Raw genomic sequence first — 25207 nt, forward strand, 5'->3', positions numbered from 1 at the left:
GGAAAGCTGAGACAGAGAACACCATGTCGATCTACCTGAACTCCGACTCCAAGATCATCGTCCAGGGCATCACCGGCGGGATGGGTGCCAAGCACACCGCCCTCATGCTCGACTCGGGCGCGCAGATCGTCGGCGGCGTCAACGCGCGCAAGGCCGGCACGACCGTCACGCACAAGGACCACGAGGGCAACGACGTCACGCTGCCCGTGTTCGGCACCGTCGCCGAGGCGATGGCCGAGACGGGCGCGAACGTGTCCGTCCTGTTCGTCCCGCCGGCGTTCACCAAGGACGCCGCGATCGAGGCGATCGACGCCGAGATGCCGCTCATCGTCGTCATCACCGAGGGCGTGCCCGTCCAGGACACGGCCGAGGTCTGGGCCTACCTCCAGGGCAAGAAGACGCGCATGATCGGCCCGAACTGCCCCGGCATCATCACGCCGGGCGAGTCGCTCGCCGGCATCACCCCGCACACCATCACGGGCAAGGGCCCGGTCGGTCTCGTGTCCAAGTCGGGCACGCTGACCTACCAGATGATGTACGAGCTCAAGGACCTCGGGTTCTCGACCGCCATCGGCATCGGCGGCGACCCGATCGTCGGCACCACGCACATCGACGCGCTCGAGGCGTTCGAGAACGACCCCGAGACCAAGGCGATCGTCATGATCGGCGAGATCGGCGGCGACGCCGAGGAGCGTGCCGCGGCCTACATCAAGGAGCACGTCACGAAGCCGGTCGTCGGCTACGTCGCGGGCTTCACCGCGCCCGAGGGCAAGACGATGGGCCACGCCGGCGCCATCGTCTCCGGCTCGGCGGGCACCGCCCAGGCGAAGAAGGAGGCCCTGGAGGCCGTCGGCGTGAAGGTCGGCAAGACGCCGTCCGAGACCGCCGCGCTCCTGCGCGAGGTCCTCGCCTGACACCGGGGTCCGCGGCCGGAACGTGACGCCAGCGCCACCCGCACCCGACGCCCCGCGACCCTCGGGTCGCGGGGCGTCGTGCGTCCGGCACGGCGTCGCCGACCCCGGCGTCGTGGCCCTTGGCGTCGTGGCCCCCTGGCGTCGTGGCCACGGCCACGGGTGCGCAGCGCCCGGCGCGGGGGCATCGCGGGGCGCGGGTAGTCTGGCGCGCCGGGGCGAATGTCACGAACCGACCTCCCGATCGACGACGATAGGCACCATGAGCACCACCAGCACGACGCGTGGTGCGCGCACGCGCACCGTGGACGGCAGCCCGGCACCAGCACCGGTGGTGGTCCGGCGCGGTCCCTCCGGGGTGCTCGCCGCGCTGCAGGCGTTCGTGCTGTCCCTCGCGGTCGTCGTCCTGCCGGGCGTCGTGGCCTTCCTCGGCTCGTCGAACGGGACGTCGGAGGGCAGCGGGTGGGGCCAGTCGGTGACGATCGCCGCGGGCTTCTGGCTGCTCGGCCACGGGGTCCCGCTCGTCGCGAGCGGCACGACCGTCACGCTCGTCCCGCTCGGCCTCACCGCGCTCGCCCTGTTCTGCTGCTTCGCGTCCGCGCGCCGGTCCGCGTACACCTCGACCGCCGCGTGGGCCGCCGGGACGGCGACGTACGTGCTCGCGACGCTGGGCGTCGCGCTCCTCGCCGGCTCGACGCCGCCGTGGGGTCTCGGGGTCGCGGTCGCGGGCGGCGCGCTCGTGGGCGGGCTCGGACTCGGGGCGGGGATCCTCGCACGCCCGGACGCCCCGCTCGTCGGTGACCTCACGCAGCGGCTGGACCGCTGGGTGCCGCCCTCGCTGCGGCTCGGGCTCCGCGGCGGACTGCTCGGCACGAGCCTCCTCGCGGGCGTGTCCGCCGTCGTGGTCGGGGCCTGGCTCGTGGCGGGGCGCGCGACGTCCGCGGACATCGTCGCCGGCCTCGTGCCCGGGACGATCGGGGGGATCGTGCTCGCGGTCGCGCAGCTCGCCGTGCTGCCCAACCTCGTCGCGTGGGCGGGGGCCTGGCTCGTCGGGCCGGGCTTCGCCGTCGGCGAGGGAAGCACGTTCGCGCCGACAGGCTCTCAGCCCGGCGCGCTGCCCGCGATCCCGCTCCTCGGGGCGCTGCCCGGCGACGACTGGACGAACCCCCTGACACCGTGGGTGCCGGCCGTCGTCGTGGCGCTCGGGGTGGTCGCCGGGCTCTTCGTGCAGCGTCGGCTGCGCGACGCCACGGGCACCCACCCCGACGACGACGTGCCCTGGCTCGACGTGTGCCTCGCCGTCACGGGCACGGCGGTCGGCGCCGGGCTGCTCGCCGGGCTCGTGAGCTGGCTCGCGGGCGGCGCGGTCGGGCCCGGCCGGCTCGAGGTCGTCGGGGCCGACGCGCTCGTCGTGGGCGCGCTCGCCGCGGCCGAGATCGGCGGCGGCGCCGCGCTCGCGGTGCTCGCCGCCAGGCTCGACGTCCTCGGGCGACGCCGCACCGAGGACTGAGCGAGGGGCGCCCTCGGGTCAGGTCGACGTCGGCGCGGGCGCGGGGAACCAGCGCGCGAGCTTCTCCTCGAGCGCCTGGGTGCGCTCGATGTCGCAGCGCTTCTCCGCGGCGACCGTGATCGCACCGTCGAGGCACTGCTGGTGGGCGAGCGCGACGTCCCACGTGACGAGCGTCGAGACCATCTGCAGCGCGAGCATCGCCGACAGCCCCACGCCGATGCCGAGCGCCGGGACGAGCGCGCCGCGCACACGCGCGCGCCACACGGTCAGGAGCGCACGGACGCCCACGACGATCGCGCCGAGCGCGAGCGCGAGGCTCACCGCCTGCCACGGGAACGGCATCGTGCTCACGACGATCACGGCGAGCAGGAGCAGGCCGAAGTGCAGGGTGCGCCGCGTCGCCTGCCGGGCGAGCTCAGGGTCCGGCTCCGCGGGTTCCGGTGCGGGCGGGCGGCGGTCGGCGGGGGAGCCGTGCGGGGGCGGGGGCACGGGGCCGGACGGGCCGTGCCCGGCGCCCGGCGGGACCGGCGGTTCCGGACGCGCGCCGTCGTCCGGCGGCTGCGGCGGCTCGGGGCGGGGCCGCTGCGGCGCGTCGGGACGGGGCGGTGCGTACGGGTTGCCCACGGGCGGCTCCTCGGTCGGTCGGGCGGCTCGCGGTACATTCTCCCATCGGACGCCGGGTGCCCGGGAGGGTGCCCGCCCCGTCCCGCCCGACCGGCGCCCCGGCGCCGCACCGACGCCGACCCACCCGACCGAAGCCCCGCAGGAGCACCGTGCAGACGCCGTCCGGCCACCCCGTCGAGTCCACCTCCGCAGCCCGCGTCGTCGTCCTCGTCTCGGGCGCGGGCAGCAACCTCGCGGCCATCCTCGCCGCGCACGACGACGCGGCGTACGGCGCGCGCGTCGTCGGCGTCGTCTCCGACAAGGCCGACGCGGGCGGGCTCGACCTCGCGCGCCGGGCGGGCGTCGCCGCCGTGACCGTCGCGCCCGGGGACTTCGCCGACCGGGCGGCGTGGAACGAGGCCGTCGCGCAGGCCGTCGACGTCTTCCGGCCGGACCTCGTCGTCCTCGCCGGGTTCATGCGGATCCTCGGGCCCGCGTTCGTCGGGCGCTTCGCGGGCCGCACCATCAACACCCACCCGGCGCTCCTGCCGTCGTTCCCGGGCGCGCACGGGGTCCGTGACGCCCTCGCGTACGGGGTGCGCGTCACCGGGTGCACCGTGCACGTGGTCGACGACGGCGTGGACACCGGCCCGATCGTCGCCCAGGTCGCGGTCCCGGTCGAGGACGGCGACGACGAGGAGTCGCTGCACGAGCGCATCAAGGTCGCCGAGCGGGCCCTGCTCGTCGAGACCGTCGGCCGCGTCGCACGCGAGGGCATGCGCATCGAGGGTCGTCGCGTCGTGCTCGGCGGGGCGTCCTGACCGACTGAGGTCGGCACGTCCGTCCGAGATCGGCACGTCCGTCCGAGATCGGCACGTCCGTCCGTGATCGGCGGTCCGGGCTGCCGATCTCGCGAGGAAGCGCCGATCTCACCGCTCGGCGGGCGGGCCGGCGTCGCGCGGCGCGAGCACCGCGAGGAGCTGGTAGGTCTCGCGCGGCGCGTCGGGGCTCGCGCGACCCTCGTCGACCGAGCGCGCGGACCAACGCTCGACGAGCTCCTCGATCTCTCGCGTCATCGCCGACGCCTGGTCGGGCGTGAGCACGAGCGCGCTCAGCGCGAAGATGCGGTCCTCCCGGGGGGCGGTCCCGCTCCCGCGGCGCAGCGTCTCCTCGACCCAGGCGAGCGCGGGGCGCACGACCTGGCGCACGGCGTCCGGCGTGCCGGGCTCGACCGTGTAGCTCTCCGCGACGTTCTTCCAGACGCGGTCCCGCCGGTCCCGGGCGTGCTCGGGGGCCTCGACGATCATCCCCGCCCGGGCGAGGACCCGGAGGTGGAAGCTCACCGAGTTCGCGGGCTCCCCGATGGCCCGGGCGAGGTCCGCGGCGCGCGCGTGCCCGAGGACGGCGAGCTCCATGAGGATCCGCTGGCGCATGGGGTGCGCGATCGCGCGCAGCGCCGCGGGGTCCTGGACGCGGAAGGTGTCGAGCACAGGGCGAGGCTAGCAACGCGAGCGGCGCGCGAGGCATGTGCACACCCGACGTTGCGCAATGGAGATTGCGCAACGTGAGTTGCGCATGTACGTTGCCGCCATGTCCACCCCGCCCTCCGCCGAGAGCCGTCCGTCCCTCGCGTCGCCACCGGCGCCCGACGCCTCTGGCGACCTCGACCCCGGCACGGGCGCCCCGCCGTCGCTCCTGCGCAACCGGTCGTACCTGCTGCTCATGACCGGGCTGACCGCGGAGTCCCTCGGAGCCGGGGTGGCGCTGTTCGCCGTGCCCCTCGTGGCGTACGGCCTCACCGGGTCCGTCGTCCAGGCCGGGGTGGTGGCCGCCGTCGGGCAGGTGGGCGCGCTCCTGGCCACGTTGCCCGCCGGCGTCGTCGCGGACCGCGTGGACCGCCGCCGCCTCGTCGTGGCCGCGGCGACCGTCGGGGCGCTGCTCTGGACGACCGTCGCGGTGGCCGCCGGCACCGGGTCGCTCTCCGCGTGGCACCTCGCCGCCGTCCTGTTCGGAGCCTCGGTCGTCGGCGCGCTCGTGGACCCGGCGACGAGCGGCGCGTTCCGCTCGGTGGTCCCGGTGCCGCAGCTCCCGACGGCGCTCGCGGCCGTCCAGGGGAGGGACGCGGTGGCGAGCCTGCTCGCCGGACCGATCGGCGGGGCGCTCTACGCCGTCGCGCACGCCGTCCCGCTCGCCGGGGCCGCGATCGGGCACGCGGCGACCGCGGTGTGCACGTGGCTCGTGCGCGAGCCGCTCAACGGCGACGTCGCGGCGGCGCGCACCACCCGGCCCGTCGCGGCGCTGCGCGAAGGGCTGCGCTTCGTGTGGTCCGTGCCGCTGTTCCGCGCGCTGCTCGGCCTGTTCGTCGTCATCAACGTCGCGTTCGGCGGACTCATGGTCGGCATCAACCTCGAGCTCGTGCGCACGGGGACGGCCCCGCTGCTCATCGGCCTCGTCGATCTCGCGGTCGGCGTGGGCGTGCTCGTCGGGGCGGTGCTCGCGCCGCGGCTCGTCGCGAGGGTGCGCGCCGGGCTGCTCGTCGTCGCGGCCCTCGGCGTGCTCGCCGCGGGGGCCGTCGTCATGGCCGTCCTGGAGTCGTACGCCGCCTACCTCGCGGTGCTGCCGATCGCCCTCCTGCTCGTCCCGGCGGTGAACGCGGGCCTGTCCGGGTACGCCGCGGCCGTCACGCCGCCGCAGCTCCAGGGCCGGCTCTCGTCCGTGCTCGGGCTCACCGGCCTCGCGGCGGGCCCGCTCGTCCCGCTGGTCGGCAGCGGACTCCTCGACCGGTGCGGTCTCGGGACCGCGCTCGCGGTGCTCGCGGGGCTCCTCGTGGTCACCGTCGCGGTCGTCAGCACGGTCCGGCCACTCTGGCGGGTCGGCACGCCCGACACCTGGGCCGACGACGCCGTCGCCCTCGCCGCGTCGGGCGCGGTGCCGGGAGCCACGGCGGGCGTCGCGCCGGACGAGCCCGGGTCGTCGGGGCCGGGCCGCTAGACTGGGCGGCGGCCGCGACTGGCGAGGGTGGGAACGACCACCGGGGAGCGGCCGGATCTACCTGCTGGTGCGTCGACCGCCTGGGCGCCTGGGTTCTGCCACTCGCGACGGTCAGGTCCGTCGCAGCGACCGCGACCCAGAGGAGCCCCTCGTCATGTCCCATCCCGCGCCCTCCGCCCCCGACGTCCAGCTCGCCGACGACGCGCAGCGGCCCGTGCGCCGCGCGCTCCTCAGCGTCTACGACAAGACCGGCCTCGTCGAGCTCGCGACGGCGCTCCACGCCGCGGGCGTCGAGCTCGTCTCCACCGGCTCGACCGCCGCCACCATCGCGGGCGCGGGTGTCCCCGTGACCAAGGTCGAGGACCTCACCGGGTTCCCCGAGTGCCTCGAGGGCCGCGTCAAGACGCTGCACCCGCGCGTGCACGCCGGGATCCTCGCGGACTCGCGCAAGGCGGACCACCTCGCGCAGCTCGACGAGCTCGGCATCGCGCCGTTCGAGCTCGTCGTGGTCAACCTCTACCCGTTCGCGGCCACCGTCGCCTCGGGCGCGGGGCCGGACGAGGTCGTCGAGCAGATCGACATCGGCGGGCCCTCGATGGTCCGCGCCGCGGCCAAGAACCACCCGAGCGTCGCCGTCGTCGTGGACCCCGCGCGGTACGGCGACGTCGTCGCGGCCGTGCAGGCCGGCGGCTTCACCTACGCGCAGCGCAAGGCGCTCGCCGCCGCGGCGTTCGTCCACACCGCGACCTACGACGTCGCGGTCGCGTCGTGGATGGGCAGCGTCGTCGCGCCCACCGACGCCGTCGAGACCGACGGCGGGACCGTCAGCACGGGTTTCCCCGCCTGGATCGGCGCCACGTGGGACCGTGCCGACGTGCTGCGCTACGGCGAGAACCCGCACCAGCGTGCCGCGCTCTACACGGCCGGCCACGGCGCGACCGGTCTCGCCCAGGCGACGCAGCTCCACGGCAAGGCCATGAGCTACAACAACTACGTGGACGCCGACGCCGCGTGGCGCGCCGCGCACGACCACGACGAGCCCGCCGTCGCGATCATCAAGCACGCCAACCCGTGCGGCATCGCCGTCGGCGCCGACGTCGCCGAGGCCCACGCGCGCGCCCACGCGACCGATCCCGTCTCCGCGTACGGCGGCGTGATCGCCGCGAACCGCGTGGTGACCAGGGCGGCCGCCGAGCAGATCGCGCCCGTGTTCACCGAGGTCGTCGTCGCGCCCGGGTTCGAGCCCGACGCGCTCGAGGTGCTGCAGGCCAAGAAGAACATCCGCCTCCTCGTCGTCGACGCGCCGCCGACGGCCGCCGTCGAGACGCGCCCCGTCAGCGGCGGACTCCTCGTGCAGAGCGCCGACCGGGTCGACGCCGTCGTGACCGACGCCGACGGCACCGTCACCGGCGGCGACGCACCTGAGCACTGGACGCTCGTCACGGGCGACGCCGCGGACGATGCGACCCTCGCCGACCTCGCGTTCGCCTGGCGCGCGATCCGCGCCGCGAAGTCCAACGCGATCCTGCTCGCGCGCGACGGCGCGGCCGTCGGCGTCGGCATGGGCCAGGTCAACCGGGTCGACTCGTGCCGCCTCGCGGTCGAGCGCGCCAACACCCTCGCCGACGGCGAGGAGCGCGCCCGCGGCGCCGTCGCGGCGTCCGACGCGTTCTTCCCGTTCGCGGACGGCCTGCAGATCCTGCTCGACGCCGGCGTGCGCGCCGTCGTCGCGCCGGGAGGCTCCATCCGTGACGCCGAGGTGATCGAGGCCGCGCGGGCGGCGGGCGTGACGATGTACTTCACGGGAACGCGCCACTTCGCGCACTGACGGCCGAGCATGTCGTTGCGGCACGTCACCCGCCCGGGACGCGCCGTAACGACATGTTCGGCGGTGGTGGGGTCGGCGGCCGGTCGGTCAGCGCAGGGCGTCGCGCAGGCGCCGGGTCGGGTCGAGCGCGACGTCGAGGTCGACGCGCAGGTGGCCCGTGCGGTTCATCGCCTTGCGGACGGGGCCGACGTCGCGCGGCGAGTCGACGAGGAGCACCGCCCGGACCTCGGCGACCCGGCCGCCCGGCGCGGGCTCCGCCGTCGGGCCGGACGCCGGGTCCGTGCCCGCCACCGGGCCGTCGCCGAGCGAGCCCCGGGGGACGTAGAACGCGGCCCAGCCGTCGTGGCCCGACGTCCCACCCGCGGGGTCGCCGCGCAGGAGCACCTCGTCGTCCTCTGCGGGCACGCCGAAGAGCGCGAGGTCGTGGCCGAGCTGCTGCGAGAACACGTACGGCGCGTGGCCCGGGCCCTCGGGCGCCGCGCCGAGCATCGCGGCCACGGTCGCGTCCGGGTCGTGGAGGGCGGCCGACCAGTGGCCGCCCGGCACGGCGCCGAGCACCGGGTGCTCGCGCGTCGCGCAGTCGCCGACGGCCCACAGTCCGGGAAGGCCGCGGACCGCCCCCGACGCGTCCACGGGCACGCTGCCGCGCGCGTCGCGCGGGACCTGGCCGTCGAGCCAGTCCGTCGCGGGCCGCGCGCCGACCGCGGCCAGCACGACGTCCGCAGCGAGCTCGCGCCCGTCGGCGAGCCGGACGCCGTCGGGCCGGACCTCGGCCACGAGCGCACCGGTCACGAGCTCCGCGCCCGCCGCCGCGTACCAGGGCGCGAGGTGCGCGCCGACGACCGGGCCGAGCTGGCGACGCAGCGGCGTCGGCGCGGCCTCGACGACCGTCACGCGGGCGCCCGCCCCGGCAGCCACCCCGGCGATCTCGGCGCCGATCCACCCCGCGCCGACCACGACCAGCCGCAGCCCCGGGCGCAGCGCGCCGCGCAGGGCCTCGGCGTCGTCGACCGTGTGGAGGAGGCGCGCGCCGTCCCACCCGCCGGGCAGGAGCGGTGTCGAGCCGACCGCGAGCACGACGTGGTCGGCGGCGACGCGCTCACCCGCCCGGGTCGTGACCTCCCACGGCGCCCGCCCGGCCGCGTCGTGCCGCTCGACCCGCACCGCCGGGTCGGCGAGGCGCACGTCGTCCGCGAGGGCCTCGACGTCGACGCCGAGGTCCTCCGCGAGCCACGCCGGGCTCGGGCGGCTCAGGAGCTCCTTCGACAGCGGCGGGCGGTCGTACGGGGGCACGCCCTCGGCGCCCAGCAGCGTGACCCGGCCCGCGTAGCCCTGGCGGCGCAGCGCGCCGACCGTCTGCGCGCCGGCGAGGCCGGCCCCGACCACGACGACGGACGACGACGGGCCCAGGGACGGCGCGGACGGGGCCGAGAGCCGGGGTGCGGGAAGGGCATGCTCGACGGACGCCATGCACGTCACGCTAGGCCACGACGGTAGGCTTCCGGGCGTGGAAGGTGCAGCAGCGTGAGCGACGTCACCGCCGACAGGGGCACGCAGCACCCGCCGCGCCCGCCGCTCGTCCCGGCGTGGCACCACGTCGACGACGACGCCCCGGACGGCCCCGGGTCCGCGCACGACCCCGCGCGGGACGACGACGCGACCCCGCCCCGGGTGCCCGAGCCCCCCGCGAGCCTCGCGCCGTCCCGCCAGCCCGCGATGTGGCTCGTGCTCGCGGGCGTCGCGGTCGCGACGGCCGTGACGATGCTCGTCGGGGCGCGCGCCGGGTGCTTCACGCTCGCCGGCCTCCTCGCCGTCGCCGGGCTGTGCCGCGCGACGATCCCCGGCCCGGGACCGGTCGGCATCACCGTGCGCTCGCGCGGGCTGGACGTCTTCTTCTTCCTCGCGCCCGCCGTCGTCATCGCGTTCCTCGCGCTGACCCTCGACCAGGGCGAGATCTGACGCCTGCCGCCCCGCATCCGGCGCCTCGTACGACGACGGGCCCGGACCGCGCGTGCGGTCCGGGCCCGTCGGGCGAGCGGTGCGGGTCAGGCCTTGGGCGTCTCGTCCGCGTCCGTGGCGTCGTCCGCGGAGCCGGCCTCGGGCTCCTCCACCTCGACGACCTCGACCGCCTCCTCGACGGCGACGACGTCGCCGTCCTCGTCGGTCACGACGACCTCCTCCTCGACGACCGCCGCCGCGGCGCCCGCGGTCGCACCGGCCGCCGCCCCGGCCGAGTAGGCACCGCCGGCCGGGGCGCCCTCGGTCACCGTGACGACCTGCTCCTCGCCGAGGAGGTCGTCCTGCTTCGGGGCGAACGCGAACGCGCGGTAGAACAGGCCGGCGATCGCCGCGCCGAGCAGCGGCGCGACCCAGAAGACCCAGAGCTGGCTGAGCGCCCAGTCGCCGCCGAACACGGCCGAGACCGTGGAGCGTGCCGGGTTGAGCGACGCGTTGGTGAACGGCGCCGCGACGAGGATGAGCACGCCCAGCGCGAGGCCGATCGCGACCGGGGCCACGGTGCTGCGCGAGCGCGAGTCCGTCACGCCGAGGATCACGCCGACGAACAGGGCGGTCGCGATGACCTCGATGAGCAGCGCCGCGACGAGCGGCAGCGTGACCTCGAGCCCGAGCTGCTGGGCCGCGCCCCCGAACGTGCCGACGATCGGCGAGTGCTCGTCGAAGCCGTTCGCCGTCGCGCGGAACAGCGCGCCCGTCGTCGCCTCGTCGAGGAGCTGGTTCTGCTGCAGCACGTCGAGCGTCGCGCGGGGGATCGTGGCGAGGAGCACCAGACCCGCGAGCAGCGCCCCGACGAGCTGGGCGATCCAGTACGGGAGCACGTCGCGCCACGCGGTGCGTCCGCCGATCGCGGCACCCAGCGTCACCGCCGGGTTGAAGTGGCCGCCCGAGACGTGCCCCACCGCGGCGACCGCCGCGAGCAGCGCGAGACCACCGGCCAGCGCGACCGCGAGCACGAGGTTGCCGTTGAAGAACCGCACCCACATCGCCACGCCGACGATCGCGAGGACGAGGAAGAACGTGCCGAAGACCTCGGCGCCGAGGCGCGCGAGGAGGCCGGGCTGGACGACGGCGACGGTCTCGGCCGGCGCGTGACGCGCGTCGTCGGCGATGCCCTCCGGTGCGCCGGGAGCGGTGGTGTCCTGGGACATGATGATCCTGTCTGCTTCGGTGGGAAATCGGGCGGTCCCCGCCCCGCCGGCTCCGGTACGGCACCGGCGGACGTCGGGACGACGGCACGATGCCTGACCGAGGTGCCCGGCCATTCCGGCATCTGGGGGCATCTTGCCACCACGACCCGGGAGATGCGTGAAGATCGGCGGTGCACCACCTGAGAACCGGCGCGTCGTCTCACGATGCGGGCCGTGGTCGTTCGGTCGCAAAGTATCTTGACGTCGAGAAGTCGAGTACCCTGGACCGCGGTCAGCAACGCCCTCGTGTGCGACGGACCGGGCCCCACGGGCCGCACCGGTCGCCGTCAGCCTCCCGGGGGCACCAGTCCCCGACAGTTGGAGCGATCTGCGCATGGGCAAGATCAAGGTCGTCAACCCGGTCGTCGAGCTCGACGGCGACGAGATGACGCGCATCATCTGGCAGTTCATCAAGGACCGCCTCATCCACCCGTACCTCGACGTGGACCTCAAGTACTTCGACCTGTCGATCCAGAACCGCGACGCGACGGACGACCAGGTGACGATCGACGCCGCCAACGCGATCAAGCAGTACAACGTCGGCGTCAAGTGCGCGACGATCACGCCCGACGAGGCGCGCGTCGAGGAGTTCGGCCTCAAGAAGATGTGGGTCTCGCCCAACGGCACGATCCGCAACATCCTCGGCGGCGTCGTCTTCCGCGAGCCGATCATCATCTCCAACATCCCGCGCCTCGTGCCGGGCTGGAACAAGCCGATCATCATCGGCCGTCACGCCCACGGCGACCAGTACAAGTCGACGAACTTCAAGGTCCCCGGCCCCGGCAAGATCACGATGACGTTCGAGCCGGCCGACGGCTCCGAGCCGCAGAAGTTCGAGGTCGTGACCATGCCCGAGGAGGGCGGCGTCGCGATGGGCATGTACAACTTCAACGAGTCGATCCGCGACTTCGCGCGCGCCTCGTTCGCGTACGGCCTCCAGCGCGAGTACCCCGTGTACCTCTCGACGAAGAACACGATCCTCAAGGCCTACGACGGCGCCTTCAAGGACATCTTCCAGGAGGTGTTCGACGCCGAGTTCAAGGACCAGTTCGACGCCAAGGGCCTCACCTACGAGCACCGCCTCATCGACGACATGGTCGCCTCGGCCATGAAGTGGGAGGGCGGCTACGTCTGGGCCTGCAAGAACTACGACGGCGACGTCCAGTCCGACACCGTCGCGCAGGGCTTCGGCTCGCTCGGCCTCATGACGTCCGTCCTCATGACCCCCGACGGCCAGACCGTCGAGGCCGAGGCCGCGCACGGCACGGTGACGCGTCACTACCGCCAGCACCAGCAGGGCAAGCCGACGTCGACCAACCCGATCGCGTCGATCTTCGCGTGGACCCGCGGCCTCATGCACCGCGGCAAGCTCGACGGCACGCCCGAGGTCACCGAGTTCGCGCAGACGCTCGAGGACGTCGTCATCAAGACCGTCGAGTCCGGCAAGATGACGAAGGACCTCGCGCTCCTCATCGGCCCGGACCAGGAGTGGCTGACGACCGAGGAGTTCCTCGCCGCGCTCGACGAGAACCTCAAGGCGCGCCTGGGCTGACCCGCCCTCCTCGCACGCCCGACGGCGGCGTCCCCTCGCAGGGGGGCGCCGCCGTTCGTCGTCCCGGGCGCTTCCCCGGGCGCGCAGGGAGGGCGCGCGGTCGGGGTCGCCTTCGCGGGGCGCTCCGAGGAGGAGGGCGCGGGTCTTCCATCCGGCCGCTCGTTCCTCACGGCCTCCCGCCAGACCCGCCACGACCCGCGCCCTCCTCCTCTGCGCGCCCCGCTCCCGGTGCCGCCGCCCGCCGCACGGGTCGAGCGGGCGACGACGGCCGGGTGAGTCGGGCGGCTGGGGTCGAGAGGCGACGGCGGCCGGGTGAGTCGGGCGGCTGGGGTCGAGAGGCGACGGCGGCCGGGTGAGTCGGGCGGCTCGGGTCGAGCGGGCGACGCCGCACGGGTGAGCCGCCGTGGTCAGGGCTCCCGATGCGTCGGGGTGCGTCGTGACCAGGGTGGGGCGACGCCCGGACGGGTCGGGTCGGGTCGGGTGCGAAGGGCGTCAGAGCCGCGCTCGGGAAGCGAGGACGACGGGCGGAGGTGACGGCGCGGCAGCCCGAGCACGCGAGCCGTCCCGTCCGCCCAGAGGCGGCCCCGCGCGTCGTCACCCGCCGTCCGCCCACCCAGACGTGACCCGGCGCGTCGCGCCCCACGACGGCGGGGCGTGCGAGGCGTCCGAGCGGGGCGCGTTGTGGGAGAGTGAGCGCATGACTTCCCCCGTGAACGTGACGGTGACCGGCGCGGCCGGTCAGATCGGCTACGCACTGCTCTTCCGGATCGCGTCGGGCCAGATGCTCGGCACCGACACCCCGGTGCGCCTGCGCCTCCTGGAGATCCCGCAGGGCGTCAAGGCCGCCGAGGGCACCGCGATGGAGCTCGACGACTGCGCCTTCCCGCTGCTCGCGGGCATCGACATCTTCGACGACCCGACGGCGGCGTTCGAGGGGACGAACGTGGCGCTCCTCGTAGGCGCGCGGCCGCGGGGCCCGGGCATGGAGCGCGGTGACCTGCTGGAGGCGAACGGCGGCATCTTCAAGCCGCAGGGCCAGGCGATCAACGCGGGCGCGGCGGACGACGTCCGCGTGCTGGTCGTCGGGAACCCGGCGAACACGAACGCGCTCATCGCGGCGTCGAACGCGCCCGACGTGCCGAAGGACCGGTTCACGGCGATGACGCGCCTGGACCACAACCGGGCGCTCACGCAGGTGGCGAAGCGCGCGGGCGTGCCGGTGTCCGAGGTCCGCAAGGTGACGATCTGGGGCAACCACTCCGCGACGCAGTACCCGGACATCTTCCACGCGGACGTCGCGGGCACGCCGGGCGCGCAGCTCGCCCAGGACCGCGAGTGGCTGGAGAACACGTTCATCCCGACGGTCGCGAAGCGCGGCGCGGCGATCATCGACGCGCGCGGGGCGTCGTCGGCGGCGTCGGCGGCGAACGCGGCGATCGACCACGTGCGCGACTGGGTGCTCGGCACGCCGGAGGGCGACTGGACGAGCGCGGGCGTGGTGTCGGACGGGTCGTACGGCGTCCCGACGGGCCTCATCTCGTCGTTCCCCGTGGTCTCGCGGGGCGGGTCGTGGGAGATCGTCCAGGGTCTGGAGCTGTCGGAGCTCTCGCGCGGGCGCATCGACGCGTCGGTCGCGGAGCTGCAGGAGGAGCGGCAGGCCGTGGAGCAGCTCGGCCTGGTCTGAGGCGGTAGTCCCCGGGCGGCGGTCCGGGGCGGGACGGGGGCGCGCGTGCGGGGCGTCGGGGAGCGGAAATTCCCTGCGTCCGCGCGTGCGCGGACCCGTAGGGTCGACGGGCCATGATCGACGCCTCCCTGCCGACCGAGCAGACCCCCGACCCCCCGACCGCCCCGGCCGCGACCCCGACGGCGACCCCGCCGCGCCCGCCGGTGGACCCGGCGCGCCGCCTGGACTGGCGGCGCCTGCGCGGGCCGCAGGCCGTCGTCGCGCTCGTCGCGCTCACGCTCGGCGCGGTCGGTGCCGCGCTCGGCACGGTCGTCGCGGGGTGGATCGCGGACGACCCGACGACGGCGACGCTCCAGCTCCTCGCGGTGTGCGTCGTGGGGGCGGCGCTGCTCGACACCGCCGGCCAGGTCGTGTGGGCGGGCGTCGTGGACCGCGCCGAGGGGCGGCTGCGCGGCGACCTGCTCACGGCGGCGCTGCACCAGCCGCTCGCCACGCTCACGGAGCAGGCGGTCGGCGAGGTGCTCGACCGTGTCGACGACGACACGCACGCCGTCGGCACGCTCGTCCGCCGCCAGCTCTGGGGTGCGGGCCGCACCGTCGTCGGCGTGCTGCCGATGTGGGTCGTCGCCGGCCTCACCTGGTGGCCGGCGTGGGTCCTCTTCCCGGTGCTGGGGGCGGTCGCGTGGTTCATCGTGCGCCCGATGCTCGGCGAGATCGCGCGGCGCAAGGTGATCGAGGAGGCGGCGTGGACGGACCACGCCGCGGCGTTCGAGGAGTCCGTCGCCGCGCGTGACGACCTGCGCACGAGCCTCGGGCAGTCGTTCGCGGTGCGGCGGCTCGCCGAGCGCTCGGCGGACGTGCACCGCAAGTTCGAGTCGGTGCTCGTCGTCGAGTCGCGCATGCTCCGCCGGGCGGGGCTCGTGCTCGCGTCGCTGCTCGCGGGTGTCGCCGTCGCGGGGGCCGCGCTCGCCGCGGACGGCAACCTGGGCGTGGACCGCCTGGTCACGCTGTTCCTCGTGACGGCGATGTTCGTGGGGCAGGTCGACAACCTGGTCCACCACCTCCCGGACATCCAGGAGGGCCTGGGCGCCCTGACCCGGATCCGGCAGATGCTCGCGGTCGAGCCGGAGCCGACGGGCGGGCGCTCGCTGCCGTCGGGGCCCGTGGGGATCGAGCTGCGCGACCTCCACTTCTCGTACGCGGAGGGCACGTTCGCGCTCGACGGCGTCACCCTGCGCGTGCCTGCCGGTCAGACGGTCGCGCTCGTGGGGCGCACGGGCTCGGGCAAGTCGACGCTCGCGTCGCTCCTGTCGCGCGCGGTCGAGCCGCCGCGCGGCGCCGTGCTCGTGGGCGGCGTGGACGTGCGCGACCTCGACCTGCAGGCGCTGCGCGCCGCCGTCGGGGTCGTGACGCAGCGCACGGAGATCCTCGCGGGCACCCTCGCGGAGAACATCGCGCTGTTCGCGGACGTGCCGCGCGCCGACGTCGAGGCCGCGGTGCGTGAGCTGCGGCTCGACGACTGGGCGGCGGGACTGCCCGACGGCCTCGACACGCTGCTCGGCCCGGGCGGCACGTCGCTCTCGGCGGGGGAGGAGCAGCTCGTCGCGTTCGCGCGCCTCCTGGTCCGCGACGTGCAGGTCGTCGTTCTCGACGAGGCGACGGCGCGCATGGACCCGCTGACCGAGGCGCGCGTCGTCGCGGCCTCGGAGCGGCTGCTCGCGGGCCGCACGGGCGTGCTCGTCGCGCACCGGCTCACGACGATCGAGCGGGCCGGGCTGCTCGTGGTGCTCGACCACGGCCGGGTGGTGCAGCAGGGGGAGCGGGCGGCGCTCGCGCGCGTCGCGGGGCCGTACCGCGACCTGCTCGCGGCGAGCGTCGCGCAGGGCGACGTCGCGCTCGACGCACAGGGTGACACCCCGCCCGACGCGCAGGGCGTCACCGCGCCCGACGCGCAGGACAGCGCCGCGCTCGCGGCGCCGGACGCGACCCGCACCGACCGCGCGACCGACGCCGTCGGCGGTCGGCGACGGCGCGGCACGCCACCCGTGCTCGCCGACCCGGGCGACGGGCCCTCGCTCGCGCGCGGCGTCCTGCACGCGCTGTTCGTGCGGCCGGCGTGGGGCGTCGTGGGCGCCGTGCTGTTCCTCGCCACGAGCCTCGTCTCCGCGCAGGGCGCGATCACCGGGTTCCTGTGGGGCCGCGCGGTGCAGGACCTCGACGAGGGCTTCCCCGCGCGGCTCCTCGTCCCGCTCGCCGTGCTGCTCGTCGTCGCACCGCTGTGCCTCGCGTGGGCGCTCTACGTCTACCCGCGCTGGTGGATCGAGGTGCTCCTGCGCGTGCGCATGGCGGTCATGGCCGGTCAGACGCGCCAGCACCGCCTCACGGCGACGCCCCCGGGCGAGGTCGTGGCGCGCGCCATGGACGCCGACCGCTTCGTGCGGTACGCGGACCGCTGGGTCGACCTCGTCAACGGCCTCGTCATCGCGGGCGTGACGGCGCTGCTCAGCGGGTCGTGGCTCGCGGGCGCGGTGCTGCTCGCGGTCATGGTGGTCTCGGCCGCCGCGTCGGCGCTCGGCCGGCCCATCGCGGGCCGGTCGGCCACGCGCTCGTCGGCCGCGCGCGCCCGGTTCGGGCGGGCGCTGGTCTCGGCGCTCGACTCGGCGCGCACGGTCAAGCTCGCCGCCCGGACCCCGCAGGTGCACGCGCACCTGCGGGACGTCGACGCGGGCCGCGTGCGCGCCGCGATCTTCGAGCACCGTGTCCAGGCCGCGCTCGACGGCGTCCCGCTCGTCATGATCCAGCTCGGCGTCGTGGCGGCGTGGGCCGGGCTCCTCGCGGGCACGTGGGACCTCGCGACGGCGCTCCTCGTCGCCAACGCCGTGACCGGCTTCGGCTGGTTCGGCGTCGTCGCCGGCGCCGTCGTGACGGAGGCCCCGGGCACGCGCTCGTGGCAGCGCGCGACGAGCCGGTTCGCGGCCGGGACCGACCTCATGGACCTGCCGGACGGCGTCGACCTCCTCACGGGCGCGGCGCCCGCGCCCGCGCCCGGTCCGCGGCGTCCGCTCGACCGCCTCGACCTCGAGGACGTCACGGCGCTGCACGACGACGGCACGATCGGCGTCCAGGGGGTCGACCTCGCGGTGCGCCGGGGCGAGCTCGTGCTGCTGCTCGGTCAGGTGGGTGCGGGCAAGTCGAGCCTGCTGTCGGCGCTCGCCGGCCTCATGGAGCACACGGGCAGCATCCGCTGGAACGGCACGGACGTCGTCGACGCCCAGACGTTCCTGCGCCCGGGCCAGGTGGCGCACGTCGCGCAGGTGCCGCGTGTCCTCTCGGGGTCGTTCGCCGACAACGTGCGCCTCGGTCACGAGCGCGACGTCCGCGGGCCGGTCGCGGCCGCGCGGCTCGAGCGCGACGTCGTCGAGGCCGGCGGGCACGAGGCGCTCGTCGGGCACCGGGGCGTGCGCCTCTCGGGCGGCCAGGTGCAGCGCCTCGCCCTCGCGCGGGCGCTCGCGACCGACGCCGAGCTGCTCCTCGCGGACGACGTGTCGAGCGCGCTCGACGCGGCGACCGAGATCGAGCTGTGGACGTCGCTGCGCGAGCGCGGCACGACCGTCATCGGCGCGACGTCGAAGCGCGCGGCGCTCGCGCGCGCCGACCGCGTCGTCGTGCTCGACGAGGGGCGCGTCGCGGCGGTCGGGCCGTGGCGGGACCTCGCGTCGCGGTGGGGGCACCTCGCGGGCTGAGGCTCCCGGCTCCCGGACGGGGCCGCCTCTCACGGACGCACCGTGGGGGCGGCCCCGCGCGTGTGCTCGGGACCGCCGGGGCGGCACGGCCGTTTGCGGACCCTTGCTGCAACTTTCTGCAACCAGTACAGTTCAGCCAGCCGTACGCTGAGGAAGCCACGGTCGACGTCGACCACTGCCGGTGGCGTCGCCCGCGTTCTTGTCGGCCCGTGCCTGCTCACGCCTGCGGTCCCCGCACCAGCCACCGGACGAGGGAGTCCTCATGACCTCCACGCCGCGACGACGCCGCGACCCGCGCACACCGTCGCCCGCTTCACCCGACCAACCGTCCCGACGTCCCCGCGGGGCTCGCGCGACCGCGTCGGTCACCGCCGTCGCGCTCGCGACCTCCGGGCTCGCGGGCCTCACGCTCGCCGCGCTCGCGACCCCCGCCGCGGGAGCCGACGCGCGCACGCTCGCCCTCGTGGGCGACCTCCAGTCCGAGCTCGGCTGCGCCGCCGACTGGGACCCCGCGTGCGCGGAGACCGAGCTCGACCCGACCGACGCCGCGGGCGTGTGGTCCGCCGAGTTCGACCTGCCCGCGGGCGCCTACGAGTACAAGGTCGCCTACGACGACGCGTGGGACGAGGCGTACGGGCGCGACGGCGGCCAGGACAACGCGCCGCTCGTGCTCGGCGGCGACGCGACCGTGCGCGTCACGTTCGACGAGGCGACGCACCGCATCGCCCTCACGCCGCTCGGGCTCGCAGGCGGCTACGACGAGGCGCAGGACGCCGACCTCGTGGTGCCCCCCGTGCGCCAGCCCGGATCGGACGAGCGCTTCTACTTCGTCATGACCGACCGGTTCGCCAACGGCGACCCGTCGAACGACACCGCGGGACTGGGCGACGACCCGCTCGTCTCCGGGTTCGACCCGACGAACAAGGGGTTCTACCAGGGCGGCGACATCGCGGGCCTGCGCGAGAACCTCGACTACGTCGAGGGCCTCGGCACGACGGCGATCTGGCTCACGCCGTCGTTCAAGAACCAGCCCGTCCAGGGCACCGGGGCCGACGCCTCGGCCGGGTACCACGGGTACTGGATCACCGACTTCACGCAGATCGACCCGCACCTCGGCACCAACGCCGAGCTCGAGGCGCTCATCGACGAGGCGCACGACCGCGGGATCAAGGTCTACTTCGACATCATCACGAACCACACGGCCGACGTGATCGACTACGAGGAGCAGCAGTACTCGTACGTCGACCAGGCAACGTCGCCGTACCGGGACGCCGAGGGCACCGTGTTCGACCCGGCGGACTTCGCCGGCACCGGCGACTTCCCGGCGCTCGACCCCGCGACGTCGTTCCCGTACACGCCGGTCGTCCCCGCGGGCAAGGAGGACCTCAAGGTCCCGGCCTGGCTCAACGACCCGACGCTCTACCACAACCGCGGCAACTCGACGTGGACCGGGGAGTCCGTGACGTACGGGGACTTCGACGGCCTCGACGACCTCATGACCGAGCACCCGACGGTCGTCGACGGCTTCGTCGACGTCTACCAGGACTGGATCGACCTCGGCATCGACGGCTTCCGCATCGACACCGTCAAGCACGTGAACTTCGAGTTCTGGGAGACGTGGACCACCGAGGTCCTCGACTACGCGCACGCGCAGGGCAAGGACGACTTCTTCATGTTCGGCGAGGTGTACGACGCCGACGCGGCGAAGCTCTCGCCCTACGTGCGCAGGACCGACATGAGCTCGACGCTCGACTTCACGTTCCAGTCCGCCGCGACGAGCTTCGCGAGCGGCAACAGCGCCAAGGGCCTCGCGTCGCTCTTCGCGAGCGACGACATGTACACGACGCCCGCGACGAACGCGCAGGCGCTGCCGACGTTCCTCGGCAACCACGACATGGGCCGCGTCGGGTACATGCTCGCGAGCACCGACGACCCGCTCGCGCGCGACGAGCTCGCGCACGACCTCATGTACCTCACGCGCGGGCAGCCCGTCGTCTACTACGGCGACGAGCAGGGCTTCGCAGGCACGGGTGGCGACAAGGACGCGCGCCAGACCCTGTTCGCGACCCAGGTCGCCGAGTACGCCGACCAGCCGCTCGTCACCGGCGAGCAGGCGGGCAGCGTCGACCGCTTTGGCACCGACGCGCCGCTGTACACGCACATCGCCGGCCTCGCCGCGCTGCGCGAGGCGCACCCGGCGCTCGCGGACGGCGCCCAGGTCGAGCGCTACGTCGAGAACGGCGCGGGCGTGTACGCGTTCAGCCGCGTCGACCGCTCGGAGAAGGTCGAGCACCTCGTCGCACTGAACAACGCGACCGCCGAGCGCTCGGCGACGTTCACGACCCTCACGCCGGGAGCCACCTACGAGGTCCTCTACGGCGCCGTCTCCGGGGGTGGCGCGCAGCCCGTCACCGCCGACGCCGACGGCGTCGTCACGGTCACCGTCCCCGCGCTCGGCACGGTCGTCCTGCGGGCCGACCGCGAGGTCGGCGCCGACTCGTCGGGCGAGATCGCCGTCTCCGTCCCCGCCGCGGGTGCCGCGGTGGCGGGCGTCGCTCCCGTCGCGGCCACGGTCGACGCGGACGCGTGGTCCGAGACGTCGTTCGCGTGGCGCGAGGTCGGGAGCGCCGAGTGGCACCCGCTCGGCACCGCCGAGGACACGGCGCCGCGCGTCTTCCACGACGTCGCCGGGCTGGCCGACGGCACGCTCGTCGAGTACCGCGCCGTGACGACCGACGCGGACGGAGACCGCGCCGCCGCGTCCACGTTCGCGAGCGTCGGGGTCGACGTGAGCGGCGACGTCAGCGAGGAGCCCGAGCCCGAGATCGACCTCGTGACCGTGCCCGGGAGCCACAACGCGGCCATGGGCTGCGCGGGCGACTGGGCCCCGGGCTGCGAGGCCGCGAAGCTCACGCGGCGCGCCGACGGCGTCTACGAGGGCACGTTCGACGTCCCGGCCGGCACGTACGAGTACAAGGTCGCGATCAACGGGTCGTGGACCGTGAACTACGGCGTCGGTGGCGTGCCGGACGGCCCGAACGCGACGTACACGACGGCCGGGGGCCCCGTGACGTTCTACTGGGACCCGGTGAGCAAGGACTTCTCCAGCACGGCCCAGGGCCCGATCGTCACGCTCCCCGGCTCGTTCCAGGACCAGGTGGGCTGCCCCGGCACGTGGGCGCCCGACTGCCTCGCGACGTGGCTCAAGGACCCCGACGGCGACGGCGTCTACACGTGGTCGACCGACCGCCTCGCGGCCGGCGCGTACGAGGGCAAGGTCGCGCACGGCCTGAGCTGGGCCGAGAACTACGGCGTCGGCGGCGCGCGCGACGGGGCGAACTACCCGTTCTCCGTCGGCGACGGCGAGAACGTCACGTTCTCCTACGACCTCGCGTCCCACGTCCTGACGATCGACGTCGCGAACCCGCCGCTGCCCGGCACCGGCCAGCAGGCCGCGCACTGGGTGCGCGAGGGCCTCGTCGCGTGGCCGGACGACCTCGGCACCGGCGACGAGTGGACCCTGTGGGCCGCGCCCGAGGGCGGGCTGGTGGTCACCCCGGGCGGCGCCGACGGCGACGTGCAGGTCCCGGAGGGGACGGCGTCGTACACGCTCCAGGCGGACCCGGCCGGGCTGCCCGACGACGTCGTCGCGGACTTCCCGGCCCTCGCCGGGCACACCGCGCTGCGCGTGCTCGGCGAGGACGGCGAGCCGGTCGGCCGGGCCGCGGTCGAGGCCGCGCTCACGGGCCAGCGCCTCGTCACCCGGGCCGACGGCGGCGCGCTCACGGCCGCGACCGGCGTCCAGGTGCCCGGCGTCGTCGACGACCTGTTCGCGCAGGACGCGGCCGAGCGCGAGCTCGGCGTCTCGTGGCACGCCAACGGCAAGTGGGCGTCGTTCGCGCTGTGGGCCCCGACGGCGAAGGCCGTCACCGTGCTCGCCTGGCCCGCCGGGGCGTCGCTCGACGACGACCCGCGCCGGTTCGAGGCCACGCGCCAGTCCGACGGCACGTGGACCCTCGACGGCAAGGCGGCCGACAAGAAGCTCGGCGGCGCGGCCGTCGGCTGGAAGGGCGCGCGGTACCTCTACGAGGTGCAGGTCTACGTCCCGAGCACCGGGACGGTCGAGACGAACGTCGTCACCGACCCCTACTCGGTCGGCCTCACGCTCGACTCGACGCACTCCGTGGCCGTCGACCTCGACGACCCCGCGTTCCGCCCGAGCGTCTGGGAGGGCACGCCCGCCCCGGTCGTCGAGCGCGCGGTGGACCAGACGATCTACGAGCTGCACGTGCGCGACTTCTCGATCGCGGACGAGACGGTCCCGGCGGAGCGGCGCGGCACGTACCTCGCGTTCGCCGAGGAGGACTCGGCCGGCATGACGCACCTGCGCGAGCTCGCCGACGCTGGCCTCACCACGGTGCACCTGCTCCCGACGTTCGACATCGCGTCGATCCCCGAGGACCGCGCGGCCCAGGCCACGACCGGCGACCTCACCGGGTTCGCGCCCGACTCGCCCGAGCAGCAGGCCGCCGTCGCAGCGGTGCAGGCGCAGGACGGCTTCAACTGGGGCTACGACCCGTGGCACTTCTCCGTGCCCGAGGGGTCGTACGCGGTCGACGCGGACGGCGGCGCGCGCGTGGCCGAGTTCCGCACGATGGTCGGGTCGCTGCACGGCGCCGGGCTCCAGGTCGTGCTCGACCAGGTGTTCAACCACACCGCGGCGAGCGGGCAGGACGCGAAGTCGGTGCTCGACAGGGTCGTGCCGGGCTACTACCACCGGCAGAACCCGACCACGGGCGCCGTCGAGACGAGCACGTGCTGCCAGAACGTCGCGACCGAGCACGCGATGGCGGGCAAGCTCATGGTGGACTCGGTCGTCACGTGGGCCAAGGACTACAAGGTCGACGGGTTCCGCTTCGACCTCATGGGCCACCACTCGAAGCAGAACATGCTCGACGTCCGGGCCGCGCTCGACGAGCTCACGCTCGCTGAGGACGGCGTCGACGGGGAGTCCGTCTACCTGTACGGCGAGGGCTGGGACTTCGGCGAGGTCGCGGGCAACGCGCTGTTCGAGCAGGCCACGCAGGGCCAGCTCGGCGGCACGGGCATCGGGACGTTCTCCGACCGGCTGCGCGACGCCGTGCACGGCGGCTCGCCCGTCGACGGCGCGTCGACGTTCACGCAGGGCTTCGGCACGGGCCTCGCGACCGACCCGAACGGGCAGCCCGCCCGGGCGGGGGAGCCGGGGACTGTGAACGACGGCTCCGCGGACGAGTACGCCGACCTCGGCCACCAGACCGACCTCGTGCGCCTCGGCCTCGCGGGCAACCTGCGCGACTACACGCTCGTCACGTCGGCGGGCGAGGAGAGGCGCGGCGACGAGATCGACTACCGCGGCTCGCCCGCGGGGTACGCCGACTCGCCCGAGGAGGTCGTCACCTACGTCGACGCGCACGACAACGAGACGCTGTTCGACCTGCTCGCGCTCAAGCTCCCGGCGGACACGCCCATGGACGAGCGCGTGCGCATGAACACGGTCTCGCTCGCGACCGCGGCGCTCTCCCAGACGCCGTCGTTCTGGCACGCGGGCACGGACCTGCTGCGGTCGAAGTCGCTCGACCGCAACAGCTACGACTCGGGCGACTGGTTCAACGCGATCGACTGGACCGGCCAGGACAACGGGTTCGGCAGGGGCCTGCCGATGGCGGCCGACAACGAGGACAAGTGGCCGCTCATGGCCCCGCTCCTCGCCGACCCTGCGCTGAAGCCGTCGCCCGACGACATCGCCACCGCGTCGGCGCAGGCCCAGGACCTCCTGCGGCTGCGGCACTCGACCGCGCTGTTCCGGCTCGGCGACGCGGAGCTCATCCGGGAGAAGGTCACCTTCCCGGGTGCCGGCCCGGACCAGGTGCCCGGCGTCGTCGCGATGTCGGTCGACGACACCGTCGGTGCCGACGTCGACCCCGCCCTCGACGGGCTGCTCGCGGTCTTCAACGCGTCGTCCGACGAGGTCGAGGTCCCGCTGTCCGCGCTCGCGGGCCGCGAGTACGTGCTCTCGCCCGTGCAGCAGGAGGGGAGCGACGACGTCGTGCGCGGCACCACGTGGGACGCGGCCAGCGGCACGGTGACCGTCCCCGGGCGGTCCGTCGCCGTGCTCGTCGAGCCGCAGGCGGGGACGGACCTGCCCGTCTCCGTCGACGTGCAGGCGCGCTGCCTGGCCGGCACGGCGTACGTCGCGGTCCGCGCGACGAACGACGGCGCCGTGCCGGTGGACGTCCGGCTCGCCACGCCGTTCGGCGAGAAGGCGGTCGTGGACGTCGCGCCCGGCAAGAACGCCTACCAGTCGTTCGCGACGCGCCGGACGGCGGTCGCGGCCGGCGAGGCCACGGTGATCGCGACCGCCGTGGTCGACGGCGAGGAGGTCACCTCGACCTTCGTCGTCGAGCACGCGGGAACCACCTGCTCCTGACCCTCACCGCCGAGCATGCGGTCGTCGCCCTTCCTGGCTTCGGGACGGGCGACGACCGCATGCTCGGCGGGCTGGGGACGGGCGTGCGACTGGTACCGTCGCCGACCGTGAGCACCACGTCCCCGACCGACCCGGGCCCGACGCCGGGTCTCTCCTTCCGTGCCGCGGTCGCCGCGGACCTCCCGCGCGTCGTCGAGCTCATCGCGGACGACGAGGTCGCCCGCGCCCGCACGGGTCAGATCGGCCCCGAGCACGAGGCGGCCTTCGCCGCGATCGCGGCCGACCCGAACAACGAGCTCGTCGTCGTGGAGCAGGACGGCCGGGTCGTCGGGACGATGCAGCTCACCGTGATCCCGGGGATCTCGCGCCGGGGCGCGTCGCGACTCCTCGTCGAGGCAGTCCGCGTCGACCGCGGCCTGCGGGGCCGCGGCGTGGGCCGCGCCATGATGGCCTGGGCCCACGCGTGGGGCCGGGAACGGGGCTGCGCCCTCGCGCAGCTCACCTCCGACAAGCAGCGCGCCGACGCGCACCGCTTCTACCGGTCGCTGGGGTACGAGCAGTCGCACGAGGGCTTCAAGCTGCCCCTCGACCCCCGCTGACCCCCTCCCTCCCTCCCTCCCTCCCTCCCTCCCTCCCTCCCTCCCTCCCTCTGCCGATCGNTGCCGATCGCACGCCCACCCGCCGACCATGCGGTCGCACCCGTCGAGCAT

General features: G+C 75.0%; 15 protein-coding genes and 1 riboswitch. Of the genes, 11 read left to right on the plus strand and 4 right to left on the minus strand.

The window, feature by feature from the left end:
• The first annotated feature begins 23 nt into the window (after positions 1-23).
• Together sucD and GJV82_RS10230 are read left to right on the plus strand one after the other, a co-directional pair.
• Positions 24-914 carry a succinate--CoA ligase subunit alpha gene (gene sucD / locus GJV82_RS10225; RefSeq protein ID WP_024840415.1) on the plus strand — a complete coding sequence of 297 codons (891 nt, stop codon included), beginning with the start codon at positions 24-26 and terminating at the stop codon, positions 912-914.
• Between the two features lie 259 nt (positions 915-1173).
• The gene (locus GJV82_RS10230) at positions 1174-2421 is read left to right on the plus strand and encodes a cell division protein PerM (RefSeq protein WP_155099152.1); all 1248 of its coding nucleotides are present in this window, start codon (positions 1174-1176) and stop codon (positions 2419-2421) included.
• 18 nt (positions 2422-2439) lie between these two features.
• Here GJV82_RS10230 and GJV82_RS10235 read toward each other — a convergent pair whose 3' ends face one another.
• Entirely contained in the window at positions 2440-3045 is a 606-nt protein-coding gene (locus tag GJV82_RS10235; protein WP_155099153.1) for a hypothetical protein, read from the minus strand.
• 149 nt (positions 3046-3194) lie between these two features.
• Between GJV82_RS10235 and purN the strand changes: the two genes are divergently transcribed.
• Positions 3195-3845, plus strand: a complete 651-nt coding sequence (purN, locus tag GJV82_RS10240; RefSeq protein ID WP_318657499.1) for a phosphoribosylglycinamide formyltransferase — start codon at positions 3195-3197, stop codon at positions 3843-3845.
• Between the two features lie 108 nt (positions 3846-3953).
• On the opposite strand, the gene GJV82_RS10245 is transcribed toward purN, so the two are convergent.
• The gene (locus tag GJV82_RS10245) at positions 3954-4514 is read right to left on the minus strand and encodes an ArsR/SmtB family transcription factor (RefSeq protein WP_318657500.1); all 561 of its coding nucleotides are present in this window, start codon (positions 4512-4514) and stop codon (positions 3954-3956) included.
• A gap of 100 nt (positions 4515-4614) precedes the next feature.
• Here GJV82_RS10245 and GJV82_RS10250 point away from each other — a divergent pair, with 100 nt between their 5' ends.
• Together GJV82_RS10250 and purH are read left to right on the plus strand one after the other, a co-directional pair.
• Positions 4615-6015 (plus strand): MFS transporter, encoded by a 1401-nt coding sequence (locus tag GJV82_RS10250; protein ID WP_155099154.1) that lies wholly within the window; start codon positions 4615-4617, stop codon positions 6013-6015.
• Positions 6016-6019: 4 nt separating this feature from the next.
• A riboswitch (ZMP/ZTP riboswitch) is annotated at positions 6020-6108 on the plus strand.
• A 61-nt stretch (positions 6109-6169) separates the two neighbouring features.
• Complete coding sequence (gene purH, locus GJV82_RS10255) at positions 6170-7843, plus strand: bifunctional phosphoribosylaminoimidazolecarboxamide formyltransferase/IMP cyclohydrolase (RefSeq protein WP_155099155.1); 1674 nt, start codon at positions 6170-6172, stop codon at positions 7841-7843.
• A gap of 87 nt (positions 7844-7930) precedes the next feature.
• On the opposite strand, the gene GJV82_RS10260 is transcribed toward purH, so the two are convergent.
• Complete coding sequence (locus GJV82_RS10260) at positions 7931-9313, minus strand: NAD(P)/FAD-dependent oxidoreductase (RefSeq protein ID WP_155099156.1); 1383 nt, start codon at positions 9311-9313, stop codon at positions 7931-7933.
• Positions 9314-9367: 54 nt separating this feature from the next.
• Here GJV82_RS10260 and GJV82_RS20740 point away from each other — a divergent pair, with 54 nt between their 5' ends.
• Positions 9368-9802, plus strand: a complete 435-nt coding sequence (locus tag GJV82_RS20740; RefSeq protein WP_155099157.1) for a DUF3017 domain-containing protein — start codon at positions 9368-9370, stop codon at positions 9800-9802.
• An 86-nt stretch (positions 9803-9888) separates the two neighbouring features.
• On the opposite strand, the gene GJV82_RS10270 is transcribed toward GJV82_RS20740, so the two are convergent.
• Entirely contained in the window at positions 9889-11010 is a 1122-nt protein-coding gene (locus GJV82_RS10270; protein WP_225873257.1) for an aquaporin, read from the minus strand.
• A gap of 373 nt (positions 11011-11383) precedes the next feature.
• Here GJV82_RS10270 and GJV82_RS10275 point away from each other — a divergent pair, with 373 nt between their 5' ends.
• The 5 genes from GJV82_RS10275 to GJV82_RS10295 all read left to right on the plus strand — a co-directional run bounded on the left by GJV82_RS10275 (position 11384) and on the right by GJV82_RS10295 (position 25096).
• Positions 11384-12601: an NADP-dependent isocitrate dehydrogenase gene (locus tag GJV82_RS10275; protein ID WP_024840425.1), complete on the plus strand. Its 1218-nt coding sequence runs from the start codon at positions 11384-11386 to the stop codon at positions 12599-12601.
• Between the two features lie 697 nt (positions 12602-13298).
• The gene (locus GJV82_RS10280) at positions 13299-14285 is read left to right on the plus strand and encodes a malate dehydrogenase (protein WP_155099158.1); all 987 of its coding nucleotides are present in this window, start codon (positions 13299-13301) and stop codon (positions 14283-14285) included.
• 113 nt (positions 14286-14398) lie between these two features.
• The gene (locus GJV82_RS10285; RefSeq protein WP_155099159.1) at positions 14399-18028 is read left to right on the plus strand and encodes an ATP-binding cassette domain-containing protein; all 3630 of its coding nucleotides are present in this window, start codon (positions 14399-14401) and stop codon (positions 18026-18028) included.
• 262 nt (positions 18029-18290) lie between these two features.
• Complete coding sequence (gene pulA, locus GJV82_RS10290; RefSeq protein WP_155099160.1) at positions 18291-24497, plus strand: pullulanase-type alpha-1,6-glucosidase; 6207 nt, start codon at positions 18291-18293, stop codon at positions 24495-24497.
• A 107-nt stretch (positions 24498-24604) separates the two neighbouring features.
• Positions 24605-25096, plus strand: a complete 492-nt coding sequence (locus tag GJV82_RS10295) for a GNAT family N-acetyltransferase (RefSeq protein WP_051471617.1) — start codon at positions 24605-24607, stop codon at positions 25094-25096.
• The last annotated feature ends 111 nt before the right edge of the window (positions 25097-25207 follow it).

It is taken from the genome of Cellulosimicrobium composti (assembly GCF_009711085.1).
GTDB lineage: Bacteria > Actinomycetota > Actinomycetes > Actinomycetales > Cellulomonadaceae > Cellulosimicrobium > Cellulosimicrobium composti.

What these genes read in the sequence shown, in the direction of transcription:
- GJV82_RS10285 (WP_155099159.1), top strand. Translation starts at nt 14,399, where the DNA reads ATGATCGACGCCTCCCTGCCGACCGAGCAGACCCCCGACCCCCCGACC.
- GJV82_RS10275 (WP_024840425.1), top strand. Translation starts at nt 11,384, where the DNA reads ATGGGCAAGATCAAGGTCGTCAACCCGGTCGTCGAGCTCGACGGCGAC.
- GJV82_RS10250 (WP_155099154.1), top strand. Translation starts at nt 4,615, where the DNA reads ATGTCCACCCCGCCCTCCGCCGAGAGCCGTCCGTCCCTCGCGTCGCCA.
- GJV82_RS10280 (WP_155099158.1), top strand. Translation starts at nt 13,299, where the DNA reads ATGACTTCCCCCGTGAACGTGACGGTGACCGGCGCGGCCGGTCAGATC.
- GJV82_RS10230 (WP_155099152.1), top strand. Translation starts at nt 1,174, where the DNA reads ATGAGCACCACCAGCACGACGCGTGGTGCGCGCACGCGCACCGTGGAC.
- sucD (WP_024840415.1), top strand. Translation starts at nt 24, where the DNA reads ATGTCGATCTACCTGAACTCCGACTCCAAGATCATCGTCCAGGGCATC.
- GJV82_RS10270 (WP_225873257.1), bottom strand. Translation starts at nt 11,010, where the DNA reads ATGTCCCAGGACACCACCGCTCCCGGCGCACCGGAGGGCATCGCCGAC.
- GJV82_RS10260 (WP_155099156.1), bottom strand. Translation starts at nt 9,313, where the DNA reads ATGGCGTCCGTCGAGCATGCCCTTCCCGCACCCCGGCTCTCGGCCCCG.
- pulA (WP_155099160.1), top strand. Translation starts at nt 18,291, where the DNA reads ATGACCTCCACGCCGCGACGACGCCGCGACCCGCGCACACCGTCGCCC.
- purH (WP_155099155.1), top strand. Translation starts at nt 6,170, where the DNA reads ATGTCCCATCCCGCGCCCTCCGCCCCCGACGTCCAGCTCGCCGACGAC.